The following is a 22,379-nucleotide window of genomic DNA, read 5'->3' on the forward strand; positions in this document are numbered from 1 at the left end:
TCCCCCCTCTACCGGTACTCGGCCAGTCGCCGGCCGAGGCCGCCCAGCGCCGCGGCGGCGGCCGCCAGGCCCAGGGCCGCGACCCCCGCGGCGGCGGTGCGCAGGTCCTCGTCGACGCCCAGCGCCGCGTCCCGGAACCGGCCCTCCTCCAGCACGGCGGCCTGGGCCAGTTCCCGGTCGGCGGCGCTGAACGCGGCGTCGGCCGTCCTCGGCGCGTCCGCCTCCTTGGCGGTCACGGTGGCGTCCAGCGCGGCCTGGTAGTCCCCCTGGTTCTCCAGCGCGGTCGCCGCGGTGTGCCGCTCGGTCCACTGCTGGTAGTCGCGCAGCGCCTGGTCGACCGTGGCCAGGGCGTCGGCCGGTGCCAGCGCACGGGCCTGCGCCAGGGTGCCGGAGGTGCCGCCGTGCTCGGGGGTGCCGGTGCTGTACAGCCCGCCGGTGGTCGTCGACCAGAGCTTGGAATAGGTGGAGCTGGAGCCGCGCGACACGTAGTGCAGGTTCTCCGCCAGCCGGGCGGTCAGCACGTCCACCCGGGCCGCGTTCAGCGCCCGCAGCGGCGCTCCCCCCTCGCGCTCGCCGCGCGCCAGCGCCGAGCCGGCGCCGGTCGCGCTCACGGTCAGCCAGAGCACCGCCGCCAGGACGGACGCGGAGGCGGCCAGCAGTCCGATGTTGAAGACCCGGCTGGTCCGCCGGAACAGCGTCAGCTGCACCCAGGCCAGCGCCAGCAGTGCCACCAGCCCCAGCGCGTACCCGGCCCACGGGGTGGCCCGGGCGTCCGCGAGGTCGTCGGCCAGCACCTCGTTCTGGGCGGCCGACAGCCGGGCGGCGGCCGGCAGCAGCTCGGTGCGCATCTGCTCGGAGGCGTACCGCTGGTAGGCGCCGCCGAGCGGGAAGCCCTGCCGGTTGTTGGCCCGGGCGCTCTCCACCAGCCCCGCGTACACCGGCACCTTCTGGTTGAGCGTGGAGAGCACTTCCTGGAGGCCCGAGGAGGCGGTGGTGCGGGCGGCCGCCTCGGCGATCAGCTGGGAGGCCGTCCTGAGGTCCTGCTCGTAGCGCTCCCGGACCGCGCGCGGTTCGGCGCCCGCCAGCAGGAAGCCGGTCGCCGCGGTGGCGTCCGCGTCGGCCAGCGAGCGGTTGATGTCGGCGGCGGCCTGGCTGAGCGGCTGGCTGGAGCCGATCACCCGCTCGGCCGCCCCGGCCCGGGAGTTCAGCTGGGCGGCGGTCAGCGCGCCGAACGCGAGGGTCAGCACCGCGAGCAGCGCCCCGGCCAGCCGCAGCCGTCCCGGCGCCGTCCGGGTGGCCTCTCCCAGCCGGGCGACCGGCCCGGTCCGCCGGACCACCGCCTTGGTGCCGCCGGACCGCGGCGCGGGCGGTCCCGGACTCTCGATACGCACCGGTGTCGCCACCAGCCTCCCCCTCCCCAGTGGCCCGCCCTCCGTCTCCGGGGCCCGGCCGTTGCCAGCAGTATGGCCGTCACTTCCGGCGGCCACACCCGAGTTGCGCGGATCTTGAGCTGTGCGTCCCCACCGTGATGCGTGATGTCCGGTCCCCCCGGTCCGGGTCGCTCCCGAGGCGCGGAGCGGGGGCGAACGGGTCGACGCGGCACGCACCCTACGCGGTTCCCGGGCGTTGCGGAGGGTTGGGGTCCGTTTTCGCCGGCGGCACACCCGACCGCACATTTCGGCCCGGGCGGTTCGTACGCCGGTCCGACGGCCGGGCCCTCCGTACGATGGCGGCATGCGTCTTCTGGGAACGATTTCCGCCGACCGACCGCTGCTCGTCGTCGCCGTCCGGGAGGAGGCCGCCCACCTCGGCGGCCACCTGCCGGTGCTGCTCACCGGCATCGGCAAGGTCAACGCCGCCGCCGCGCTGGCCACCGTCCTTGCCGGGGGCCCGCACCCCTCCGAGATCGTCAACCTCGGGACCGCAGGCGCCCTGCGCCCCGGCTGGGAGGGCACCCACACCGTCACCCAGGTGATCCAGCACGACATCGACACCCCGGCCCTCTTCGCCCTGACCGGCCGCACCTACGGCGCCCCGCTGGTCGTCGGCAAGGGCGACGGGCCGGTGCTGGCCACCGGCGACCTCTTCGTCTCCGACCCCGCCGCCCGCGACCGCCTCGCCGAGCACGCCGACCTCGTCGACATGGAGGGCTACGCCGTCGCCACCGTCGCCCACCGCGCCGGCCTGCCGGTGCGCCTGGTCAAGCACGTCAGCGACGAGGCGGGCGACGGCGCCGGCCACACCTGGCGGGAGACCGTCGACGACTGCGCCCGCCACCTCGCCGACTGGCTGCACTCCCAGGGCTGGTGAACCGGGGGCCGACGCCGGACGGGGCCGGTGGCGGGAGGACCGCCACCGGGCCCGGTCCGGGGCGGGACACCCGGGCCTTTGCGTGATTGTTCGTCAATTCGTGGGCGATGCAGGTTCATCGGGGACGGCCGAATTCGGCCGAACCCGCGCGGGCATGACCGGGGGCCGGAGGCGGGTCCTACGCTGGCGGGCGTGACCGATGACACCGCCACCGCCACCGGAGGGCGCGCCGATCTGCGCCCGCCGGGGATCAACGCCGACGAGCACAGCACGCTGCTCGCCTTCCTGGACTACCTGCGCACCTGTGTGATCGCCAAGACCGAGGGGCTCTTGGACGAGGACGCCCGGCGGCCCGGCGTCGCCTCCGGGACCAGCCTGCTCTGGCTGGTGCGCCACCTCACCGCCGTCGAACTCAACTGGTTCCTCTGGGCCTACCGGGGCGAGGACGTCGAGCCCTGGGACGACGACGCGCCCTCGCCGGGCGACGAGACGGTGGCGGAGTCGGTCGCCGCGTACCGGGCGGCGATCGCCCGTGCCAATGAGGTGATCACCTCGGCGGCCGACCGCCTCGACCGTCCCGGAGTGCGCTCGCTGCGCCCCAACGCCGAAGCGCCGTCGATGCGTTGGCTGCTGGTGCACATGATCGAGGAGACCGCCCGGCACGCCGGTCACGCCGACATCCTCCGCGAGCGGCTGGACGGCTCGGTCGGCCGCTGACGGGGGCGGGTGGGCGCACCGCTGACGGGCAGTGGAATACTCCCCCGCGCAGTACCCGGCGCCGCTCCGGCGGCGCCGGGTGTTTTTCACACAGGGGGAACAGAAGTACATGTCATCGTCTGACAGAAATGTTGGCCGCGGCCTCGCCGTGCGCACCGCCAGGACGGCCCTCGGGGCCTCGGCGCTCGCACTGACGCTGCTCACCACCGCCGCCTGCGGGCCCGACAACAGCTCGGCCGACTCCGCGGTGACCGCGGCGGCCGGCGCGGGGCCGAACCTCGGGTTGCCGGCCAATCTCGACGATCTGAAGAAGTGGAAGTTCGAGGACTGGGAGAAGTGGGCGAAGGACTACGCCCTCCCGGCCGCCGCCAAGGGTTTCTGGACGCTGGACAAGCTGCTCAAGGCGAAGCCCGACGAGCCGATCGCGCCGCCGGCGCCGCCCACCCAGCCCACCCAGCCCGCGCAGCCCACCCAGCCGCCGGCCCAGCCCGGTGGGCCGACCCAGCCCGGTGCGCCGTCCGCGCCGACAGCCGCCCCGACCGGCAAGCCGCCGGCGGGCCAGCCGACCCAGCCGGGCCACCCGACGGCGCCGCCGCCCGCGCCGCCGAAGCCGTCCAGCACGCAGCAGCCGGCCTCGCAGGCCCCGGACCCGCCGGCCCAGCCGCCGGCCCAGCCCGCGCAGCCGTCGCAGGCCCCGGTCCAGCCCGCGCAGCCCACCCAGCCGCCGGCCCAGCCCGCCGACAACGGCAACGACCCGCTGCCCAGGACCGTCAACGCCCAGCCCCTGCCGCACCCGTACACCAAGCCCGGTGTGCACGGGAAGCTGTTCGCCGACAAGCCGGGCAGCGCTGCCGACGCCGCCGCCGGGCTCAACCACTACCAGTGCTCCGCCACCGTGGTCGCCGACCCGGCCCACCCCGGCCGGAGCAACCTGGTGTGGACCGCCGGCCACTGCGTCCACCAGGGCAAGGGCGGCGCGTACTACAGCAACATCTCCTTCATCCCGGCGTTCAACAGCACCGGCGCGCTGAGCGGCGGCAAGCAGGCCGATGAGGCCAAGTACGCGCCGTACGGCGTCTGGAACGCCACCCAGGCGGTGACCTCCCCGCAGTGGAAGGCCGAGGGCGGCGAAGGCGGTTCCCCGGCCACCCACTACGACTTCGCGATCATCCGGGTGCAGCCCGCCGACGGCGGCAAGTCGCTGGAGGAGGCGGTCGGCGGCGCGGTGCCGGTCTGGTTCAACGCCCCGCGCGACCAGCTGAGCATCATCGAGTACGGCTATCCGGCGGCCCCGCCGTTCGACGGCATGGAGCTCAACCGCTGCGAGAGCGGCAAGCCGACCCGGCTGTCGTACGACCCGGCCCGCCCGCCGATGCTCGCCATCGGCTGCACCATGACCGGCGGTTCCAGCGGCGGCGGCTGGCTGGCGGTGAAGGACGGCAAGCCGGCGCTGGTCAGCAACGTCTCGGTCGGCAAGCACACCGGCGACCCGAAGTTCCAGGCCGGCCCGTACCTGGACGACGTCGCGGCCGGCGCGTACGACTTCATCGCCAAGAAGGGCTGAGGCCCTCCCGGCCCCGCCGCCCCCGCGCACCCTTCCGGTGCGCGGGGGCGGCGTCCTCGGTGCGTCCCCGGCTCAGTCCCCGAACGCCGCCAGGTCGAGCGCGGCCAGCCGGTCCGGGTCGCTGAGCACGTCGATCGCCACGATCACGCCGTCCACCACGGTGAACGACATCACGGACACCGGCCGGCCGTTGGCGCCGATCACCACCACCCCCGCCGCGCCGTTGACCAGCGCCGGGCGCGCGTACGGCGACAGGCCGCGGAACATGACCGCCTGCCCCGCGACCGTCCGGGCGCCCCGGAGCAGCACCGCACGCCGCTCCCGGCCGACGCCGCCGTCCGCCCGCAGGACCACCTGCGGATCGAGGACGACGAGCAGTGCGTCGAGGTCCCCGGTGCGGGTGGCGGCGAAGAACGCGTCGACGGCCACCCGCTGCCGGGCGAGGTCCCGGTCCGGCGCGGGCGCCCGGCCCTGCACCTTGCGGCGGGCCCGGCTGGCCAGCTGACGGGTCGCGGCCGCCGTCTTCTCGATCAGCGGGGCGATCTCCTCGAAGGGCACGGCGAACAGGTCGTGCAGCACGAAGGAGACCCGCTCGGCGGGGGAGAGCGACTCCAGCACCACCATCAGCGCCAGCCCGACCGAGTCGGCGAGCAGCACCTCCTGCTCCGGGTCCGGCGCGTCCGCCCGCCCGATCAGCGGGTCCGGTATCCGCGACGGCGGCTCGTCGCCGCCCGCCTCGGTCCGCGACTCGAAGGACTCCTCGCGGCGCTGCGCCCGCGAGCGCAGCTGGGTGAGGCAGAGCCGCCCGATCACCGTGGTCAGCCAGCCGCCGAGGTTCTCCACCTCGCTGGTGTCCGTGCGGTCGTAGCGCAGCCAGGTGTCCTGGACGGCGTCCTCGGCCTCGGCGAGCGAGCCGAGCATCCGGTAGGCGACGGCCCGCAGGTGCGGGCGGTGCGCCTCGAACAGTTCCGCGGATCCGGCCGCCGGATTCTTCTCGTCCACCCGTGTCACATTCCTTCGTCGCCGTCGGTCAAAGCTCCGGAACCACGAAACCTAACGGCTCCACCGGAGGCCCGGCTTCCGGCCGGCGAAGGAGAGACGACCATGACGAACCCGATGAACCCGACGAGCCCGGCGGACCCGACCGGCGCCCCCGTCCTGGTGACCGGCGGCACCGGCACCCTCGGCCGTCACGTCGTGCCGCTGCTGCGGCGCGCGTCGGGTCAGGACGTCCGGGTGCTCACCCGCAACCCCCGCCCGGCCGCCGACGGCGTCGCGTACGCGGCCGGCGACCTGCTGACGGGGGAGGGCGTGGACGCGGCCCTGGCCGGCGTCGAGGTGGTCCTGCACCTGGCGGGCGACGCCAAGCACGACGAGGCGACCACCCGCACCCTGGTCGCCGCCGCCCGCCGGGCCGGGGTGCGGCACCTCGTCCAGATCTCGGTGATCGCCGCAGACCTGGTGCCGCTCGGCTACTTCCGGGCCAAGCACGCCGCCGAGCGGGCCGTCGCCGGGTCGGGCATCCCCTTCAGCACGCTGCGCGCCGCCCAGTTCCACGACCTGACGCTCAAGACGGTGGCCGCGATGGCCAAGCTGCCCGTCGTCCCGGCGATCAACGGCATCCGCTGGGAGCCGGTGGACTCCCGGGACGTCGCCGAGCGCCTGGTCGGGCTGGCCCTGGACGCGCCCGCCGGGCCGGTCACGGACCTCGCCGGCCCGGCCGTGCGCTCGCTCGGCGACCTGACCCGCGACTACCTGGCGGCCGCCGGAAAGCGCCGCCCGACGCTGCCGCTGCGCGTCCCCGGCGCGGTGGGCCGCTGCTACCGGGAGGGCGTCAACCTGGCCGCGCCCGGCGCCGACCGGGGCGCCCGCAGCTGGGATGCCTTCCTCGCCGAGACCTTCCCGGCGGGCGCGCCCGCGGTCGGCACCGGCCGGGTCAGGACCGGCTGACGGCGGCCGGCTCGCCGGTCTTCGCCGCCGTGACCACCGCCTCGGTGGTCACCACCTTGGCGAACCGCATCGCGTGCAGCACCGTCCCGGTGGCGCGGGCGAGTTCGGCGGCGGGGACGGTCACACCGTCCGGGCCGGTCAGGTCGAAGGCGTGCATGGCGTCGAGCGGGAAGACCGCGTCGTAGCCGAGGTTGCCCGCCATCCGCGCCGTGGTCTCATTGCACACATTCGTGATGATTCCGACGATGACGACCTGTCGGGCACCCCGCTCCTGGAGCCAGGCGTGCAGGTCCGGGGTGCCGTAGAAGGCGCTGTTCACGGTCTTGGTGATGTGCAGGTCGGGCGTGATCGCCGCGACGAAGTCCTTCAGCTCGTACCCGGGCGTGCCCGTCGCGAGCGGGCCGGCCGGAGAGGCGTGCTGGACGGTCACGACCGGCCGTCCGGTGGCCTGCCACACGTCGATCAGTTCGCCGATCCGCCGCTCGGCCCCGGGGTTGTCGCGCGGGCCCCAGAACGCGGTGTCCTCGAAGCCCTTCTGGACGTCGATGACGACCAGGACGGCGTCGGAGTCGATGGTGAGCGGGGCGTCGAGGGCGCTGGTGTTCGTCATGCGTCCATGCTGCGGCGGGCCCGGGCCGCGCGGTGAGCGGCAGTGGAGCCACCCATCGATACGATCCTGCCACTACGCTCCCGTCCATGCGGACGGTGGGGTGCGTGATCTTCGACGGTGTCCGGCCCTTCGACTACGCCGTGATCGGCGAGGTCTGGGCGAACCGGGAGAGCCGCCCCGGCCTGCCCGCGTTCGAGCTGCGGATCTGCGGGCCGGCCGGCGCCCGGGTCCGGCTCGGCGGCGGGCTGGAGCGCGTCCCGGACTTCGGGCTGGACGCGCTCGCCGACTGCGACCTGGTCGTCGTGCCCGGCATGGAACGGCCCGACGAGCCCGGCGACCCGGCCGTCCTCGCCGCGCTGCGCGCCGCCCACGAGCGCGGCGTCACCCTCGCCTCGCTGTGCGCCGGCGCCTTCCTGCTCGCCGAGGCCGGCCTCCTCGACGGCCGCCCCGCCACCACCCACTGGGCCTTCACCGACCGCCTCGCCCGGCGCTTCCCGGCGGTCGACGTCCATCCCGAGGTGCTGTTCACCGGCGAGGGCGGGCTGTGGACCTCGGCCGGGGTGGCGGCCGGCATCGACCTCTGCCTGCACCTGGTCCGCGCCGCCCACGGCGAACGCGCGGCCGCGGCCATCGCCCGCGCGATGGTCACCGCACCGTTCCGCTCCGGCGGCCAGGCCCAGTTCATCCCCTCCCCGGTCCCGCAGCCCACCGAGGCCGACGACCCCCTCGCCCGCGTCCGCACCGAGGTCCTCGCCGCCCTGGACACCCCCTGGACCGTCCGCCGGATGGCCGCCCTCGCCGTGATGTCCGAACGCACCTTCGCCCGCCGCTTCACCGCCACCACCGGCACCACCCCGCTGCGCTGGCTCCTCGACCAGCGCATCCTCACCGCCCAACGCCTCCTGGAGGACACCGACCTCCCCGTCGACACCGTCGCCACCCGCTGCGGCTTCTCCTCCGCCGTCTCCCTCCGCCCACCCTTCACCACCCGCCTCGGCATCCCGCCCCGCGAGTACCGGCGGACGTTCCGCGGCCGCGACGCGGGGGTGTCCTAGCGGGGCGCGGCGGCCGAGGAGTCCGTCGAGCGCGCGAAGAACGCGATCGCGCTGGACGCCGCGTAGCACGTCGCTCCGGGCGCCGGGGCGGGGGTGCGCGTGCCGGGCACCCCGCCCCGGCCCGATACCCTTGGGTTTCATGACCGAGGTAGCCCGTCCCGTCCGCGTCCGTTTCGCTCCGAGCCCCACCGGCATGTTCCACGTCGGCGGTGCCCGCTCGGCGCTGTACAACTGGGCGACGGCACGACAGCAGGGCGGTGTCTTCGTCCTGCGGATCGAGGACACCGACGCAGCCCGCAACAAGCCCGAGTGGACCGACGGCATCATCAGCGCCCTCGCCGCGATCGGCATCCACGAGGGCGACCCGGGCTTCGAGGGCCCGTACTTCCAGTCCGCCAACGCCGACAGCCACCGCGCCGCCGCCGAGAAGCTGTACGCGGCCGGCCGGGCCTACTACTGCGACTGCACCCGCGAGCAGGCCGCCGAGCGCTCCGGCTCCGCCCAGACCGGCTACGACGGCTTCTGCCGCGAGCGGGGTCTGGAGTACGCCGAGGGCCGCGCGCTGCGCTTCCGCACCCCGGACGAGGGCACCACCGTCGTGGTGGACCTCATCCGCGGCGAGCCGGCCTTCCCGAACTCCGCGATCGAGGACTTCGTGATCGCCCGCGGCGACGGCAGCCCGGTGTTCCTGCTGGCCAACGTGGTCGACGACCTGGAGCAGGGCGTCACGGAGGTCATCCGCGGCGAGGAGCACCTGTCGAACACCCCGAAGCAGCAGCTGCTGTGGGAGGCCCTCGGCGCCACCCCGCCGGTCTGGGCGCACCTGCCGGTGATCGTCAACGAGAAGCGGCAGAAGCTGTCCAAGCGCCGCGACAAGGTGGCGCTGGAGGACTACCTGACCGAGGGCTACCTGCCCGAGGCGATGGTGAACTACCTGATGCTGCTGGGCTGGGGCCCGAAGGACGACGTCGAGATCCGCCCGTACGCCGAGCTGGAGCAGCTGTTCCGGGTGTCGGACGTGAACGCCGCCTCCGCCTTCTTCGACGTGCAGAAGCTGCGCTCCTTCAACGGCGAGTACATCCGCGCCCTGTCGGTGGACGCGTTCATCGCCGCGACCGCGCCGTACCTGGCCGCGGACCGGGCGCCGTGGCCGGCCGAGGCCTTCGACGCCGAGGCCTACGCCGAGCTCGCCCCGCTCGCGCAGTCCCGGATCGCGGTGCTGAGCGAGATCGTCGAGCAGGTCGACTTCCTGTTCCTGGCCGAGCCGGTCCAGGACGAGCAGTCGTGGGCGAAGGCGATGAAGAACAAGGACGTCGCGCTGGCCCTGCTGCGCACCGCCCGCGAGAAGCTCGCCGCGCTGGAGGCCTTCGAGGCCGCCGCGCTGAAGGCCGAGCTGGAGGCCGTGGCCGCCGAGCACGGGCTGAAGCTGGGCAAGGCCCAGGCGCCGATCCGGGTCGCGGTCACCGGCCGCACGGTGGGCCTGCCGCTGTTCGAGTCGCTGGAGGTGCTGGGCCGCGAGCGGACCCTGGCCCGCCTGGACGCGGCGGCGGAGCGCCTGGCCGCCGCCTGACGGCAACGCTTCTGAGAGGGCCGTACCCCGCCGACGCGGGGTGCGGCCCTCGGGCGTTCCCGGAGGGGAATTGACCCATGATTCTGCTCGGAAAATGCCCCTCGTTCCGGGTCGGTGCCTTCCGTAGAGTGATCATCACAAGGTCGCGGCAGGGGAGCCGGGACCGCCCGAGACGGGGGAGAACCACCGTGAACGCCATCCTGCCGAAGCCGCTGCTGACCCGCGCCGCCACCGCCGAGACCACCAGCGACCCGAGCAGCGTGATGACCCTGCTCGCCGACTGCGGCACCGACGGCAGCCCGATCACCAGCTACCGCTCCACGTTCGCCAAGGGCGCGGTCGGCGCCCCGGCCCACTTCCACACCCGGGCCTGCGAGCTGTTCTTCGTGATCGGCGGCTCGCTCCAGGTGCTGCTGGACCAGAAGGTCGAGGTGCTCGGCGCCGGCGACTTCCTGCTCGTCCCGCCGCACACCCCGCACGCCTTCGCCGCCGCGCCCGGCTCCGAGGCCGACGTCCTGTTCGTCTTCACCCCGGGCATGCCGCGCTTCGACTACCTGCGCCTGCTCGGCCGGGTGATGCGCGGCGAGGCGAGCCCGCAGGAGATCAAGGACTCCTCCGAGCTGTACGACAACCACTACGTGGACAGCCCCCTGTGGCGCGCCACCCTGGAGGCGGCCGCCGCCGTGTGAGGCCCCGGCCACCGGTCGCGGAAGCCGTCCGAGGTCCGCCGGCCTGCCACGGAACACCATGGCCTCCTGGGGCAGTCGGGCGACCGCGGGAGTACACCGCGCCGGCGGGTCCGGAGCAGCGGGCACCGCCGCGCCTGACGGACGGCCATGTCCGAATGTGGCAGCAGGCCGTCATTGCCACCACCGAATCCAGCGGGTCAGGATGGGCGCATGCCCAGCATCCGCCGCGTCGTCATCGCGGTCTTCCCCGATGTCGACCTCCTCGACGTCACCGGTCCGGCCGAGGTCTTCGCGCTGACCAACCGGGAGACCGGGGGCGCTGCGGGCTACCGGGTCGAGCTCGCGGCCCGGGAGCGCGGCGAGGTGGTCACGTCGGCGGGGCTGCGGCTGGTCGCGGACCGGTCCTTCGACGAGGTGGACGGGGTGGTGGACACCCTGCTGGTCCCCGGGGCGGTCGATGCCGGCCCCGGCGGCGAGGTCGCCCGGGTGGACGGTGACGTGGTGGCGTGGCTCGCCCGGGTCGCGCCGCCGGCCCGGCGGGTCGTATCGGTGTGCACGGGGGCGCACCTGCTGGCTGCCACCGGGCTGCTCGACGGCAGGACGGTGGCGACGCACTGGTCGGCCACGGCGCAGTTGGCGGCCGCCCATCCCGAGATCACCGTCGACCCCGACCCGATCTTCGTGCGCTGCGGCAACGTGTGGACCGGTGCCGGGATCAGCTCCGGCATGGACCTCGCCCTGGCGCTGGTCGCCGAGGACCTGGGCGAGGAGGTCGCCCTGGCGGTGGCCCGGCAACTGGTCATGTACCTCAAGCGCCAGGGTGGCCAGAGCCAGTTCTCGGTCCCGCTGAGTCGCCCGCCCGCGACCCGCCGGGACATCGACGACCTGCGGATGTTCATCGTCGACCACCTGGGCGACGACCTGTCCACCACCGCTCTGGCGGCACGGATGTGCCTGAGCGAGCGCCACTTCGCGCGGGTCTTCCGCCAGGAGACCGGGACCACTCCGGGCGCCTACGTCGAGGCCGTACGGGTGGAGGCGGCCCGCCGCCTCCTGGAGGGCACCGACCAGTCCTTGGAGCAGGTGGCCGGCGCGTGTGGGCTCGGCTCGGTGGAGACGCTCCACCGGGCACTGCGCAAGCGGGTCGGCACGACGCCCGGAGCCTACCGGCGGCGATTTCGCATGACCGCCTGACGTCCTTCCCACCGCTCCCGTGCCGCACCCGCGGGACGGCGGTGCGCCCTGCCCGGAAACCTGCGTCAGCGCGCCGAAACGGCATGACGGCCGACGGCTTCGGCAGGTCGATTCCCCACGGGCCCCCGGCAGTTCCACGAAACCCGATCACTCGGCAAGGAGGGTTGCCATGCCATGTCCGAAGTCGTTGAGCACCCTGCGGGAGCGGCCCTACCGACTCCTGTGGACCGCGCGCAGCATCTCCGCGGTGGGCAACGCCCTGATGCCGGTGACCGTGGTCTTCGCCATCCTGCGCTCGGGCGGCAGCCCCCTGGACGTCGGTGCGGTGCTGACCTGTCAGGCGGTCGGCCAGGTGGCGATGCTGCCGGTGGGCGGGGTCTGGGCCGACCGGCTGTCACGCAAGCTCGTGCTGATGGCGGCCGACGCTGCCCAGGCGGTCTGTTACGGCCTGCTCGCCGTGATGATCTTCCTGCACCAAGCGGCGGTCTGGCAGTTCGCCGTCACCTACACGGTCGCCGGCATGGCCTTCGCCTTCTTCACCCCGGCGTCCAGGGCCGTCGTGCCCGAGATCGTCGGCGCTGAGCGGCTGCAACCGGCGAACGCCCTGCTCGGCCTCACCGACAGCACCACCAAGGTGCTCGGCCCGGCCCTCGCCGCGCTGCTGCTCGCGGTCACCACCCCGGGGGCCGCGATCCTCGTCAACTCCCTCAGCTTCCTGCTGAGCTTCGCGCTGCTCGCCCGGATGGACCTGCGCAGGCCGGTGCGGCGGTCCGGGCGACAGCGCTTCTTCGCGGACCTGCGCGACGGCTGGACGGCGGTGGCCCGGCGCCGCTGGTACCTGGCCAACCTGCTCTGCTGGGGCGTGTGGAACTTCGCGATCGCGTTCTTCTTCGTCCTGGGCCCGGTCGTGATGGAGCGCGGCCACGGCGGAGCCACCGCCTGGAGCGTGATCGTGATCACCGGCGCGGTGGGCTCCATCGTCGGCGGACTGGCCGCGCTGCACTACCGGCCGCGCCGCCCGTTGGTCACCGCGAACGCGGCCGCGCTGCTCGGCATCGGGCCGTTGGCGCTGCTCGCTCCCCCCGCCCCGCTCTTCGCCGTCGCCCTCGGCGTGGCCGTGGCCTTCGCCATGACCGCGCTCGTCGGCGAGGTCCTGGCGACGACGCAGCAGCAGCTCTTCCCCGAGGAGATGCTGGCCCGCGTCAGCTCGCTGGACTGGACGATCTCGCTGATCGCCATGCCCGCCGGGTACGCCGTCGCCGCTCCGGCCGCCGAGTTCTTCGGGATGCGGACGACCCTGCTGGCCGCCGCGGCCCTCATCGGCACACCCTGCGTGCTGCTGAACCTGCTCCCCGGCGTGCGCTCGGTCCAGCGCCTCCCCGACGGCACCATCGGCATCGCCGACGGCCGGACCCGTCAGCAGGCCGACCATGGCCGGCACCTGATGGAGCGCCTCTAGGATCTGCCGCATGGCAACAAGACTCGTGCAGATCAATATGAAGGCCCATGACGACTCCGCGCTCGGCCGGTTCTGGGCGGAGGCACTCGGCTGGGGTGTCGACAGCGAGGGACCCGGCGTGACAAACCTCGAACCCGTGGGCTTCGCCTACCCCGACCCCGTGGCCGTCTGCATCGACATCGTCGCCCGCCCGGAACCCAAAACGGTGAAGAACCGGGTGCACCTTGATCTGGCCACCACCTCGACCGCCCATCAGGCGGAGTTGGTCGCGCGTCTGAAGGATCTCGGCGCGACGCTCGCCGACGTGGGCCAGGGCGACGTTCCCTGGACGGTCATGGCCGATCCGGAGGGCAACGAGTTCTGCGTCCTGGAGCCCCGCCCGATCTACCAGGGCACCGGGCCGATCGCCGCGGTGGTGGTCGACTGCACCGACCCACGAGCGATGGCCCGGTTCTGGAGCGAGGCGATGGACTGGACGCTGCACGAGGTCACCGACGACCAGGCGACCATGCGCTCCGCCGAAGGCGTCGGCCCCTACCTGGAGTTCCTCCGCACCCCCGACACCAAGAGCGTGTGGAACCGCGTCCACCTCGACGTCCGCCCCTATCCCGGTGACGACCTGGCAGCAGAGGAAGCCCGACTGCGCGCCCTGGGCGCCACCGACCCCGGTATCGACCAGTCCGCGATCTCCTGGACGGTTCTGGCCGACCCGGAGGGCAACGAGTTCTGCCTCCTCGCCCCTCGCTGACCCGAGCTGCCGGAGCAACGGCATTGCGGCTGAGCGGAAGCGTCAGACCGTGATGAGCTTCGGGGTCCGGCCGAAGGCGAGGTCGGTGAATCCGGGGGCGGGGGCGACCAGGGCCCAGACGAACTTGCCGATGCCGCCGGCGCGGGGGCAGCAGCCCCAGCGTTCGGCGAGTTCGTCGACGAGGAGGAGACCCCGGCCGTGTTCATCCTCGGGGGAGCGGGAGGGTCGGAGGTCGGGGTGGCCGGTGCCGGCGTCGTGGACTTCGAGGCGGAGGCGGTCGGTGACGACGGCGAACCGGATCTCGACCAGCCGGTCCGGCGGCGCGTCGCTGTGCTGGACGGCGTTGGCGAAGAGTTCGCCGAGCAGCAACTCGCCGATGTCGGCGTACCGTTCACCGCGTGCCATCCCCGCGAGATAGGCCCGGAGAAAGGCACGGGCGAGGGGGGTGGATTCGATCCGAGAGTCGAGCCGGGTGGCGAACTCGCGCGGCCGGCGCACGGTGCGGAGAACGGGCATGGCGGGGCCTCCGGGGGAGAGGGGGAGTGGAACAGGCGCGCGAATGGGGCGCGAAGTTAACGCTGTGCAAGCGAATAACTGCGTTCCGGTGTCAATGATCGAGGATCCCCGGGTAGCGTGACGACCGATTCATGGTGCAGCGGCCCATTGCACAAGAGGGGTGACGGACGTGTCACATCGGAAGGCAGACGCGGGACCCACGGCGAGCCCGGCGAAGCTGTTCGGGGAGGCGTTGCGGTTCGCCCGGGAGCAGGCGGGCCTCACGCAGGAGGCCCTGGGGAAGCTCCTGCACTGTGACCGCACCGTGGTGACGCGGTACGAGGGCGGTCATCGGCCGATGCCTCTGGACTCCGTCATGGCCTGCGATCGGATCCTTCAGACGGGAGGCATGCTCTTTCTGCTCTGGAAGCGGGTCGACTGGCAGGCCGACGTGGAGCACCCCGACTGGTTCCAGAAGTACGTGGACCTGGAGGACGAGGCGCTGGCGATCCGCGTGTATCAGTACGCGCGAGTCAATGGCCTGTTGCAGTGCGCGGACTACGCGCACGCAATGTTTCGGACCGGCGCCGACAGGGACAATCCGGCGTTGCTGCGGGAACGTGTGACCGCGCGCATGAGTCGGCAGAAGCGACTGCTCGGGCCTGACGGTCCGCTGCACATCGCCGTGCTGGACGAGAGCGCGATCCGCACTGTTGTGGGCGACCCGGGCGTGATGAGGCGCCAGATGGAACATCTGTTGGAGGTCGGCGAGCGCTCCAACATCAGCATCCAGGTGGCCCCCTTCGACTGTGTGCCGACGAGGCGCCCTGGAGCCTCAATGTTCCTGCTGGAGATGCCGGATGGAAGTGAGTGGCTCTACTCGGAGAGCCTCTATCGCGGGCACTTCAGCGATGCTCCGTCGGTCGTCGCAGAGCATCGCGGTGACTATGATCTGCTGCGCGGGGATGCACTCTCGGTGAGCGACTCTCGGGCGCTGATCGCCGATGCGATGGAGGAGTACCGACATGACGAGCGTCGATCTCAGGGCGGCCGCATGGCGCAAGAGCAGCTACAGCGGGAACAACGGGGGCGAGTGCGTCGAGGTGGCCCTCGCGTCGCCTACCCCCGGCGTCGTTCCGGTGCGTGACTCCAAGGACCCCTCCGGACCCGTCCTCCTCTTCCCCGCCGCCTCCTGGCAGGCCTTCCTCGCTTCCCTCCAGGACGGCTCCCTCCCTGTTGTTTAGGACCACCCCTGGGGATGGGCTACTATTTACCCATCACCCAGTTGCGCGGGTGGCGGAATAGGCAGACGCGCTGGATTCAGGTTCCAGTGCCCGAAAGGGCGTGGGGGTTCAACTCCCCCCTCGCGCACAAAGTTCAACCGACGCAATGTGGCCGGTCGATCCGACAGTATGTCGGCTTGACCGGCTGCTTTGCTGTCCGGATACGTCGAGAGCCCCTCACGGTTTCGTGCGGGGCCCTCGACGTTTTTACTGGTCAGGACGAGTGAGTGGAGTGGGGTCAGGGTCCGGTGTTGTGCGGCCTGGCCGTCCAGGTGCCCGGGCTGTTCGGGGTATAGCGGTTGGTGGGGCGGTGGCGGGCACAGGCCCGGCCCCGGTGGGACCGGACCGCCCGGAACCGTCCGCCCCCTCGGCTCCTGCCCCCCGCTGCTCGGGCTCGATCCTGCGATCCTGTCCCTCACTGGGGCCTGGCGTTTGGCGGCGGGCGGCGGGCAGCGGGGCAGACGGGCCCGATCTTCTGGTTGGGGAAGTATCGTGCTTTCTCGTCATCGGTGAAGTCGCGTGAAACAGCCTTGCAGATGGCGTCGGTCGCGGCGTCCAGCGGGAAATGGGGCCACAAGCGGACGGTGCTGTCGTCGCTGGCGGTGGCGATGGTCTTTCCGTCGGGGCTGAACACCACCGACCACACGGCGCCGGTGTGGCCGGTGAGGGTGGTGAGGGGTTTGCCCGAGGCCGTGTCCCACAGACGGGCGGTGCTGTCGTCGCCGGCGGTGGCGATGGTCTTTCCGTCGGGGCTGAACACCACCGACCGCACGATGTCGGTGTGGCCGGTGAGGGTGGTGAGGGGTTTGCCCGAGGCCGTGTCCCACAGACGGGTGGTGGTGTCTGAACTGGCGGTGGCGATGGTCTTTCCGTCGGGGCTGAACACCACCGACCACACGGCGCCGGTGTGGCCGGTGAGGGTGGTGAGGGGTTTGCCCGAGGCCGCGTCCCACAAACGGGTGGTGCTGTCGTCGCCGACGGTGGCGATGGTCTTTCCGTCGGGGCTGAACACCACCGACCGCACGGCGTCGGTGTGGCCGGTGAGGGGTTTGCCCGAGGCCGCGTCCCACAGACGGGTGGTGCTGTCGTCGCTGGAGGTGGTGATGGTCTTTCCGTCGGGGCTGAACACCACCGACCGCACGATGTCGGTGTGGCCGGTGAGGGGGTTGGTGAGGGGTTTGCCCGAGGCCGTGTCCCACAGACGGGCAGTGGTGTCTGAACTGGCGGTGGCGATGGTCTTTCCGTCGGGGCTGAACACCACCGACCACACGGCGCCGGTGTGGCCGGTGAGGGTGGTGAGGGGTTTGCCCGAGGCCGCGTCCCACAGACGGGCGGTCTTGTCGTCGCCGGCGGTGGCGATGGTCTTTCCGTCGGGGCTGAACACCACCGACCACACGGCGCCGGTGTGGCCGGTGAGGGTGGTGAGGGGTTTGCCCGAGGCCGCGTCCCACAGACGGGTGGTGCTGTCGTCGCCGGCGGTGGCGATGGTCTTTCCGTCGGGGCTGAACACCACCGACCACACGGCGCCGGTGTGGCCGGTGAGGGTGGTGAGGGGTTTGCCCGAGGCCGTGTCCCACAGACGGACGGTGGTGTCTGAACTGGCGGTGACGATGGTCTTTCCGTCGCGGCTGAACACCACCGACCACACGGCGCCGGTGTGGCCGGTGAGGGGGTTGGTGAGGGGTTTGCCCGAGGCCGTGTCCCACAGACGGGCGGTCTTGTCGTCGCTGGCGGTGGCGATGGTTTTCCCGTCGGGGCTGAACACCACCGACCGCACGATGTCGGTGTGGCCGGTGAGGGGGTTGGTGAGGGGTTTGCCCGAGGCCGTGTCCCACAGACGGGCGGTCTTGTCGTAGCTGGCGGTGGCGATGGTCTTTCCGTCGGGGCTGAACACCACCGACCGCACGATGTCGGTGTGGCCGGTGAGGGTGGTGAGGGGTTTGCCCGAGGCCGTGTCCCACAGACGGGCAGTGGTGTCTGAACTGGCGGTGGCGATGGTCTTTCCGTCGGGGCTGAACACCACCGACCGCACGATGTCGGTGTGGCCGGTGAGGGTGGTGAGGGGTTTGCCCGAGGCCGTGTCCCACAGACGGGCGGTCTTGTCGTAGCTGGCGGTGGCGATGGTCTTTCCGTCGGGGCTGAACACCACCGATAACACGGCGTCGGTGTGGCCGGTGAGGGTGGTGAGGGGTTTGCCCGAGGCCGTGTCCCACAGACGGGCGGTCTTGTCGTAGCTGGCGGTGGCGATGGTCTTTCCGTCAGGGCTGAACACCACCGACCGCACGGCGCCGATGTGGCCGGTGAGGAGGCGGGCCAGGGGGTGGTTCGCGGCGGAGCTGAGGCTGGCCGCGGCTTCAGCGGTGGGGCTGGTGCGGTAGGCACTGACGGCGAGGAGGCCGGCGAGCTCAGGATTGGCATTGAATAGGGAATCGGACCGGGCTGCGAGCTGCCGGGACTGCGCGACCTGCTGGGCGGCCACGGCTGCCTGCTGCCGCCAGATCGCGATCCCCGTGGCAACCAGCACGAGGCCGAGGGTGATGGCCAAGACGGTGTTGAGGCGTCGGCTGCGGCGGGCGGCGGCCTGTTGGCGTTGGTGTCCGGCTCTCAGGAAGGCATCGAGGTGACTGGGGAGTCGGTGGTGGCTCGCCAGGTCGGTGCCTTCGGCCAGGAGGGTGCCGCTGGGCAGGTCCTGGGGGTCACGCCCCTTCTCCCAGCGGGCGTGCTGTTGGCCGGCGCGCAGGAGCCAGTCGTGGAAGCGGGCGTCCTCCTCGACCCAGTCGCTCAGGGTGACCCAGTCGCGGATGAGTGCGTCGTGGACCAGTTCGGCCACCGCCGTCCCCTCCGCGTCCTCCGGCCGCGCGCCTTCGTGGAGCCGGTCGGTGGTGACGATGCGGTGCCGGGAGAGAACCGCCAGGACCTCGTCCACGGCCCTCAGCGCCTCGGAGGTATCGGCGGCGGCCGACAGTTCGCGCAGGTCACTGAGCGGGCGCTGCTGGCGTGCGGCCGGGATGTTCAGGGACAGGTCGGCGGGGCGGACCAAGGCGGTGAGGATCTTGCGGGCGATCTTCCGCTGGTCCTGGTCGAGTTCGCTCAGTGCGGTCTCGCACCACTCGGTGAGGGCGCCGGTGACGGCGCCGATGCGGCGGTAGGCGTCGCGGGTGAGGCGGCCGTCGTACTTCAGGCGGCGTTCCCACAGCCGGGTGAGGGCGACCTCGAGCAGGGGTAGCACGGTGACGGGCGCGCCGCCGGCGCTGTCGCTGCGGGGGTTCAGCTCCATGACGTGGGTGATGATCTGCTCGGCGAGGCCCGGTTCGAAGGCCGTGTCCAGGTCGCGGGCGGGGCCGGTGACGATCGCGTCCAGGTCCGCGGCGCTCAGGGTGGCGGGGACGTTGAGGACGCCCTTCTCCTTGAGTGCGGTGTCCAGCAGGTCGGGGGCGAGTGCGGACAGGCGGGAGTAGAAGTCGTCGCGCATCACGAGGACCACGCTGAGCGGGGTGTCGGAGCGGATGGCGTCGGTGATCCGGGCGAGTGCCTGCAGGGCCTCGGGGCCGGCGGAGGGGGCGAGGAGTTCCTCGAACTGGTCGACGACCAGCAAGACACGGGATTCAGCGGTCGTACCACCGGTGTCCGCCTGCCTGACGGTGACGTCCGCCCCGGTGTCCCCGTCCTCACGCCCGGGCAGGCCCGCCCCCGCCAGGGCGCCCGGCAGGTCCGGTCCCGGCCGCGTGAGAACCTGGCGCCAGCGGTCACTGCCCGGCAGGCGCCCGTCGGCCAGCGCGGGCAGCACCCCGGCCTGGACCAGCGAGGACTTCCCCGAGCCGGACGGGCCCAGCAGCAGCACCACCCGCCGTCCGCCCGCGAGTCCCGCCACGACCTGGCGCACGGCGTCCTCACGGCCCCGGAACCAGCGGGCGTGCTCGGCCGTGAACGGCTCCAGCGCCCGGTAGGGCGACACATCCAGCTCGTCCGGCCTGTCCGGCCCGGACCATGCCTGGCGCAGGACGGCCGTCGGGGTGACGTAGGCGATTTCCTGGCCGCGGTTGTGGCTGTCGTGGGGTGCGATCGAGGTGAGCATTCCCACCACCAGACCGGTCGTCTCGTCCAGCACCGGTCCGCCGCTGAAGCCCTGGGTGAGGTCGTTGGCGTCGGTGAGCTGCAGCAGCTCACCGACCTTGTCGGTGGCCGGGAGGATTCCGCCCGCCGTGGCGAACCCGAAGTGCCCTCCCGGCGGCGCCTGCTGGGGGAATCCGAAGGAGCGCACCCGGTGCCCGCGCGCGCCCGCCGCCGACCCCAACGGCAACGGCCCAATGCCCACCGGGTGGTCCAGACGCACCAGCGCCACGTCCTGCTCGTCCGAGTCGCGCCACGGGTCCTCCAGCACCCGGCCGGTGACCTCCGGGGCGCCGTCCGCGCGCGGGAACACCAGCGTCACCGCCGAACCAGGGCCGTAGCGGCCGTCCTCCAGGACATGCGCGCACGTCACCAGCAGGTCCTCGGCGACGAGGAAGCCCGCCCCGACCACCAGGTCGTCCCCGTCGCGGACCTGCGCGACGGCCGCCGCGAGGCCGTCCGCCGCCCCAGCCCCAGCCATCCCCCGTCCCGCCGTCATCCCGTCAGGCCTCCGGCTCGTCGCCGGCCGCGCGGACGCTGGCCTCCGGCTCGTCGTCGCCCTCGGGAGCGCCGGCCGCGCGAGCGCCGGCCGAAGCGGCGTCGGCCTCGTCCTTGCGCCACGTCACGCGCACCGTCAGATGGCACTTGGCGGCGGTCTTCGTGATCACCACCCCGGCCGCGGCGGAGAGGTCGACCCCGAACTCCACCTGCACCTCGTCCGGCCCCGCCTCCCGCAACCGCGCCAGCACCGTACGCGCCAGGCCGGTCACCGGCTCCAGCGCCGACCCCAGACTCTCCGGAAGCTCCCGCACCGCGTCACCAACCCGGCCCGCCTTCACCGGCCCCGCCGCGCCGTCCTCCGCCTCGACGAGGACCGAACCCCCGCCCTCCAGCGGCACCCGTGCCAACTGCTGCCCCACGACACGCCTCCCCAAGCGCCGCCCCACGACGGCCAGGGCCACACCGTAGTACTCGCACCCGCACACGGCGAAACCGCGAACTCACCAACACGAAGGAATGATTGGGCCATCTCGACTGGCCGGCCGAACACCGCACACTGCGGAGACACGTGCCCGCACAGGCCCGGGAAACGATCTCCATGCAACAAGGAAGGGAGCCGCTGAACCCCACACGTAGCCCGACGTCACCGGATACTGTCGGTTGGCCACAGATGAACGGCCGGTCGATCCTCGGATCGACCGGCCGTTCTGTTGTTCGGATCCTTGCCGGTCAGGTGGGGGATCAGGCCAGGTAGTAGGCGGGGGCCGCCCGGCCCGCCTCGACGTCGAGGACGTGGGGGTGGGCCTTCAGGTAGTTGTGCATGGACAGGGCGGCCTCGGTGCCCTCTCCTGCGGCGGTGGCGATGCGGCGTTCGGCGCGGAAGCGGATGTCGCCAGCCGCGAAGACGCCGGGTTTGTTGGTGCCCATGTCGGTCAGGTTCTTGAGCTCGTCCGCGTGCTTCTTGCTGTCGAACGTCCCGTTCTTGATGGCGTCGTAGAAGATGTCCAGGCCGGTGGCGACGAGGCCGACCGGGTCGTCCGGCTTCTTGCGGATGATGGTGACGCCCGCGTCCACGACCCACTTGTCCTGAGGGTCGGCACCGATGAGGGCGTAGACGGCGGTGACGTTGTACGACGCCTTGTTGTTGGCGGTCACCGTCAGTTTCGCGTTCGGGTTGTCCGGGGAAGGGGCCTTGATGGCCTCGAACTTGGTGGCCTCGGTCTTCTCCACGACGGTGATGTTCTTGTCGGCTTTGACCAAGGTGGAGACCTCATCGAGCATGTCTTTGGTCAAGGTGTCTTTGATCAGCATGACGACCTTGGCGCCCTTGCCGGAGAACATCAGCGCGGCCCGGCCGGCCGAGTCGCCGCCGCCGATGACCATGATCGTGTCCTTCGCCGTCACGCCCGCCGCGTCCCCGGGCAGGGCGTAGTAGTAGAGGCCCTGGTCCTCGAAGGCGGCGGCGGTCGGCTGCGTCAGCTTGCGCGGGACGAGGCCGGTGGCGATCAGGATCAGCGAGGTGCTCACTGTGACGTCCGGGGAGCCTTCGGCGCTGGTCGCGGTGATCTTGTGCTTCGTCGTCGTCGGATCGTCGCTGAGCTTGAGGGTCGCCGCGCTGTAGCTGGGCAGCCACTCGGCCCCGAACTTCTTCGCCTGGATGACGGCCTTGTGGCACAGCAGTGCGGCGTCGATCCCGTCATCGAACCCGAAATAGTTGTCGATCTCGTTGATCGCCGTGGCGGCCGTTCCGCCGGGGGCGTACTGCTCGATGATGAGCGTGGTGAGGCCGTAGAGGCTCCGGGCGTTGATGGCTGCGGCCAGGCCGGCCGGGCCTCCCCCGACCACGACGAGGTCGTACGTCGAACTCGTTTTGGGGAGCAACACCCCCATCTGCTCGGCGAGCTTGGCGAGCGTGGGGTTCTTGAGGGGCGCCGGGCCGACTCCCGTCACCACGGTGTCCGTGGCATTCGGGTCGACGGTCACCTTGACCTCGTAGTCGTTGAGCTGCAGGTACCGCTTGATCTGCTCAACCGTCTTGTCCTTGGCCTTCGCCGTGATCGTGGCCTTGAACTTCGCCATTGCGCTCCTCCTTGCGGACAGCGGGTTCCCGTCCGGGGCGGCGTC

The 22,379-nt window shown here is 72.3% G+C and carries 19 protein-coding genes and 1 tRNA gene; 13 read left to right on the forward strand and 7 right to left on the reverse strand.

The window, feature by feature from the left end; genetic code table 11:
• Positions 1 to 8: 8 nt before the first annotated feature.
• Positions 9 to 1,391, reverse strand: coding sequence for a hypothetical protein (locus ACFCLZ_RS26260; RefSeq protein ID WP_380279837.1), 1,383 nt, complete (start codon positions 1,389 to 1,391; stop codon positions 9 to 11).
• A 343-nt stretch (positions 1,392 to 1,734) separates the two neighbouring features.
• Here ACFCLZ_RS26260 and ACFCLZ_RS26265 point away from each other — a divergent pair, with 343 nt between their 5' ends.
• From ACFCLZ_RS26265 to ACFCLZ_RS26275, 3 genes are all read left to right on the forward strand, one after another.
• Positions 1,735 to 2,310, forward strand: a complete 576-nt coding sequence (locus tag ACFCLZ_RS26265) for a nucleosidase (RefSeq protein ID WP_380279839.1) — start codon at positions 1,735 to 1,737, stop codon at positions 2,308 to 2,310.
• 192 nt (positions 2,311 to 2,502) lie between these two features.
• Positions 2,503 to 3,027 (forward strand): DinB family protein, encoded by a 525-nt coding sequence (locus tag ACFCLZ_RS26270; RefSeq protein WP_380279841.1) that lies wholly within the window; start codon positions 2,503 to 2,505, stop codon positions 3,025 to 3,027.
• Positions 3,028 to 3,136: 109 nt separating this feature from the next.
• A complete protein-coding gene (locus ACFCLZ_RS26275) occupies positions 3,137 to 4,591 on the forward strand; it encodes a trypsin-like serine peptidase (RefSeq protein ID WP_380279843.1) in 1,455 nt (484 codons plus the stop codon).
• Positions 4,592 to 4,663: 72 nt separating this feature from the next.
• Here ACFCLZ_RS26275 and ACFCLZ_RS26280 read toward each other — a convergent pair whose 3' ends face one another.
• Positions 4,664 to 5,593, reverse strand: a complete 930-nt coding sequence (locus ACFCLZ_RS26280; protein WP_380279845.1) for a sigma-70 family RNA polymerase sigma factor — start codon at positions 5,591 to 5,593, stop codon at positions 4,664 to 4,666.
• A gap of 102 nt (positions 5,594 to 5,695) precedes the next feature.
• Between ACFCLZ_RS26280 and ACFCLZ_RS26285 the strand changes: the two genes are divergently transcribed.
• The gene (locus ACFCLZ_RS26285; RefSeq protein ID WP_380279846.1) at positions 5,696 to 6,541 is read left to right on the forward strand and encodes an SDR family oxidoreductase; all 846 of its coding nucleotides are present in this window, start codon (positions 5,696 to 5,698) and stop codon (positions 6,539 to 6,541) included.
• On the opposite strand, the gene ACFCLZ_RS26290 is transcribed toward ACFCLZ_RS26285, so the two are convergent.
• The gene (locus tag ACFCLZ_RS26290) at positions 6,528 to 7,151 is read right to left on the reverse strand and encodes a cysteine hydrolase family protein (protein WP_380279848.1); all 624 of its coding nucleotides are present in this window, start codon (positions 7,149 to 7,151) and stop codon (positions 6,528 to 6,530) included. The genes ACFCLZ_RS26285 and ACFCLZ_RS26290 overlap by 14 nt on opposite strands.
• Before the next feature lie 86 nt (positions 7,152 to 7,237).
• Between ACFCLZ_RS26290 and ACFCLZ_RS26295 the strand changes: the two genes are divergently transcribed.
• From ACFCLZ_RS26295 to ACFCLZ_RS26320, 6 genes are all read left to right on the forward strand, one after another.
• Complete coding sequence (locus ACFCLZ_RS26295) at positions 7,238 to 8,206, forward strand: GlxA family transcriptional regulator (protein ID WP_380279850.1); 969 nt, start codon at positions 7,238 to 7,240, stop codon at positions 8,204 to 8,206.
• A gap of 193 nt (positions 8,207 to 8,399) precedes the next feature.
• The gene (gene gltX, locus ACFCLZ_RS26300) at positions 8,400 to 9,776 is read left to right on the forward strand and encodes a glutamate--tRNA ligase (RefSeq protein WP_380286289.1); all 1,377 of its coding nucleotides are present in this window, start codon (positions 8,400 to 8,402) and stop codon (positions 9,774 to 9,776) included.
• A 188-nt stretch (positions 9,777 to 9,964) separates the two neighbouring features.
• Positions 9,965 to 10,465: a cupin domain-containing protein gene (locus tag ACFCLZ_RS26305; RefSeq protein ID WP_380279852.1), complete on the forward strand. Its 501-nt coding sequence runs from the start codon at positions 9,965 to 9,967 to the stop codon at positions 10,463 to 10,465.
• A gap of 210 nt (positions 10,466 to 10,675) precedes the next feature.
• Positions 10,676 to 11,659 carry a GlxA family transcriptional regulator gene (locus ACFCLZ_RS26310; RefSeq protein WP_380279854.1) on the forward strand — a complete coding sequence of 328 codons (984 nt, stop codon included), beginning with the start codon at positions 10,676 to 10,678 and terminating at the stop codon, positions 11,657 to 11,659.
• A gap of 169 nt (positions 11,660 to 11,828) precedes the next feature.
• The gene (locus ACFCLZ_RS26315; protein ID WP_380279856.1) at positions 11,829 to 13,118 is read left to right on the forward strand and encodes an MFS transporter; all 1,290 of its coding nucleotides are present in this window, start codon (positions 11,829 to 11,831) and stop codon (positions 13,116 to 13,118) included.
• A 10-nt stretch (positions 13,119 to 13,128) separates the two neighbouring features.
• A complete protein-coding gene (locus tag ACFCLZ_RS26320; protein WP_380279858.1) occupies positions 13,129 to 13,866 on the forward strand; it encodes a VOC family protein in 738 nt (245 codons plus the stop codon).
• A gap of 42 nt (positions 13,867 to 13,908) precedes the next feature.
• Here the strand turns inward: ACFCLZ_RS26320 and ACFCLZ_RS26325 are convergent, their stop codons facing one another.
• Complete coding sequence (locus ACFCLZ_RS26325; protein WP_380279860.1) at positions 13,909 to 14,382, reverse strand: ATP-binding protein; 474 nt, start codon at positions 14,380 to 14,382, stop codon at positions 13,909 to 13,911.
• A 169-nt stretch (positions 14,383 to 14,551) separates the two neighbouring features.
• Here ACFCLZ_RS26325 and ACFCLZ_RS26330 point away from each other — a divergent pair, with 169 nt between their 5' ends.
• The 3 genes from ACFCLZ_RS26330 to ACFCLZ_RS26340 all read left to right on the forward strand — a co-directional run bounded on the left by ACFCLZ_RS26330 (position 14,552) and on the right by ACFCLZ_RS26340 (position 15,732).
• Complete coding sequence (locus ACFCLZ_RS26330; RefSeq protein WP_380279862.1) at positions 14,552 to 15,508, forward strand: helix-turn-helix domain-containing protein; 957 nt, start codon at positions 14,552 to 14,554, stop codon at positions 15,506 to 15,508.
• A complete protein-coding gene (locus ACFCLZ_RS26335; RefSeq protein ID WP_380279864.1) occupies positions 15,465 to 15,605 on the forward strand; it encodes a DUF397 domain-containing protein in 141 nt (46 codons plus the stop codon). Before ACFCLZ_RS26330 ends, ACFCLZ_RS26335 begins: the two co-directional genes overlap by 44 nt.
• A gap of 43 nt (positions 15,606 to 15,648) precedes the next feature.
• Positions 15,649 to 15,732 (forward strand) — tRNA-Leu (locus ACFCLZ_RS26340).
• Between the two features lie 327 nt (positions 15,733 to 16,059).
• Here ACFCLZ_RS26340 and ACFCLZ_RS26345 read toward each other — a convergent pair.
• From ACFCLZ_RS26345 to ACFCLZ_RS26355, 3 genes are all read right to left on the reverse strand, one after another.
• Positions 16,060 to 20,235 carry a trypsin-like peptidase domain-containing protein gene (locus ACFCLZ_RS26345; RefSeq protein ID WP_380279866.1) on the reverse strand — a complete coding sequence of 1,392 codons (4,176 nt, stop codon included), beginning with the start codon at positions 20,233 to 20,235 and terminating at the stop codon, positions 16,060 to 16,062.
• 22 nt (positions 20,236 to 20,257) lie between these two features.
• Positions 20,258 to 20,674, reverse strand: coding sequence for a CU044_2847 family protein (locus tag ACFCLZ_RS26350; protein WP_380279868.1), 417 nt, complete (start codon positions 20,672 to 20,674; stop codon positions 20,258 to 20,260).
• A 322-nt stretch (positions 20,675 to 20,996) separates the two neighbouring features.
• A complete protein-coding gene (locus tag ACFCLZ_RS26355) occupies positions 20,997 to 22,334 on the reverse strand; it encodes an NAD(P)/FAD-dependent oxidoreductase (protein WP_380279870.1) in 1,338 nt (445 codons plus the stop codon).
• Between the last annotated feature and the right edge of the window lie 45 nt (positions 22,335 to 22,379).

It is taken from the genome of Kitasatospora purpeofusca, from assembly GCF_042691725.1.
In the GTDB taxonomy this organism is placed as follows: domain Bacteria; phylum Actinomycetota; class Actinomycetes; order Streptomycetales; family Streptomycetaceae; genus Kitasatospora; species Kitasatospora purpeofusca_B.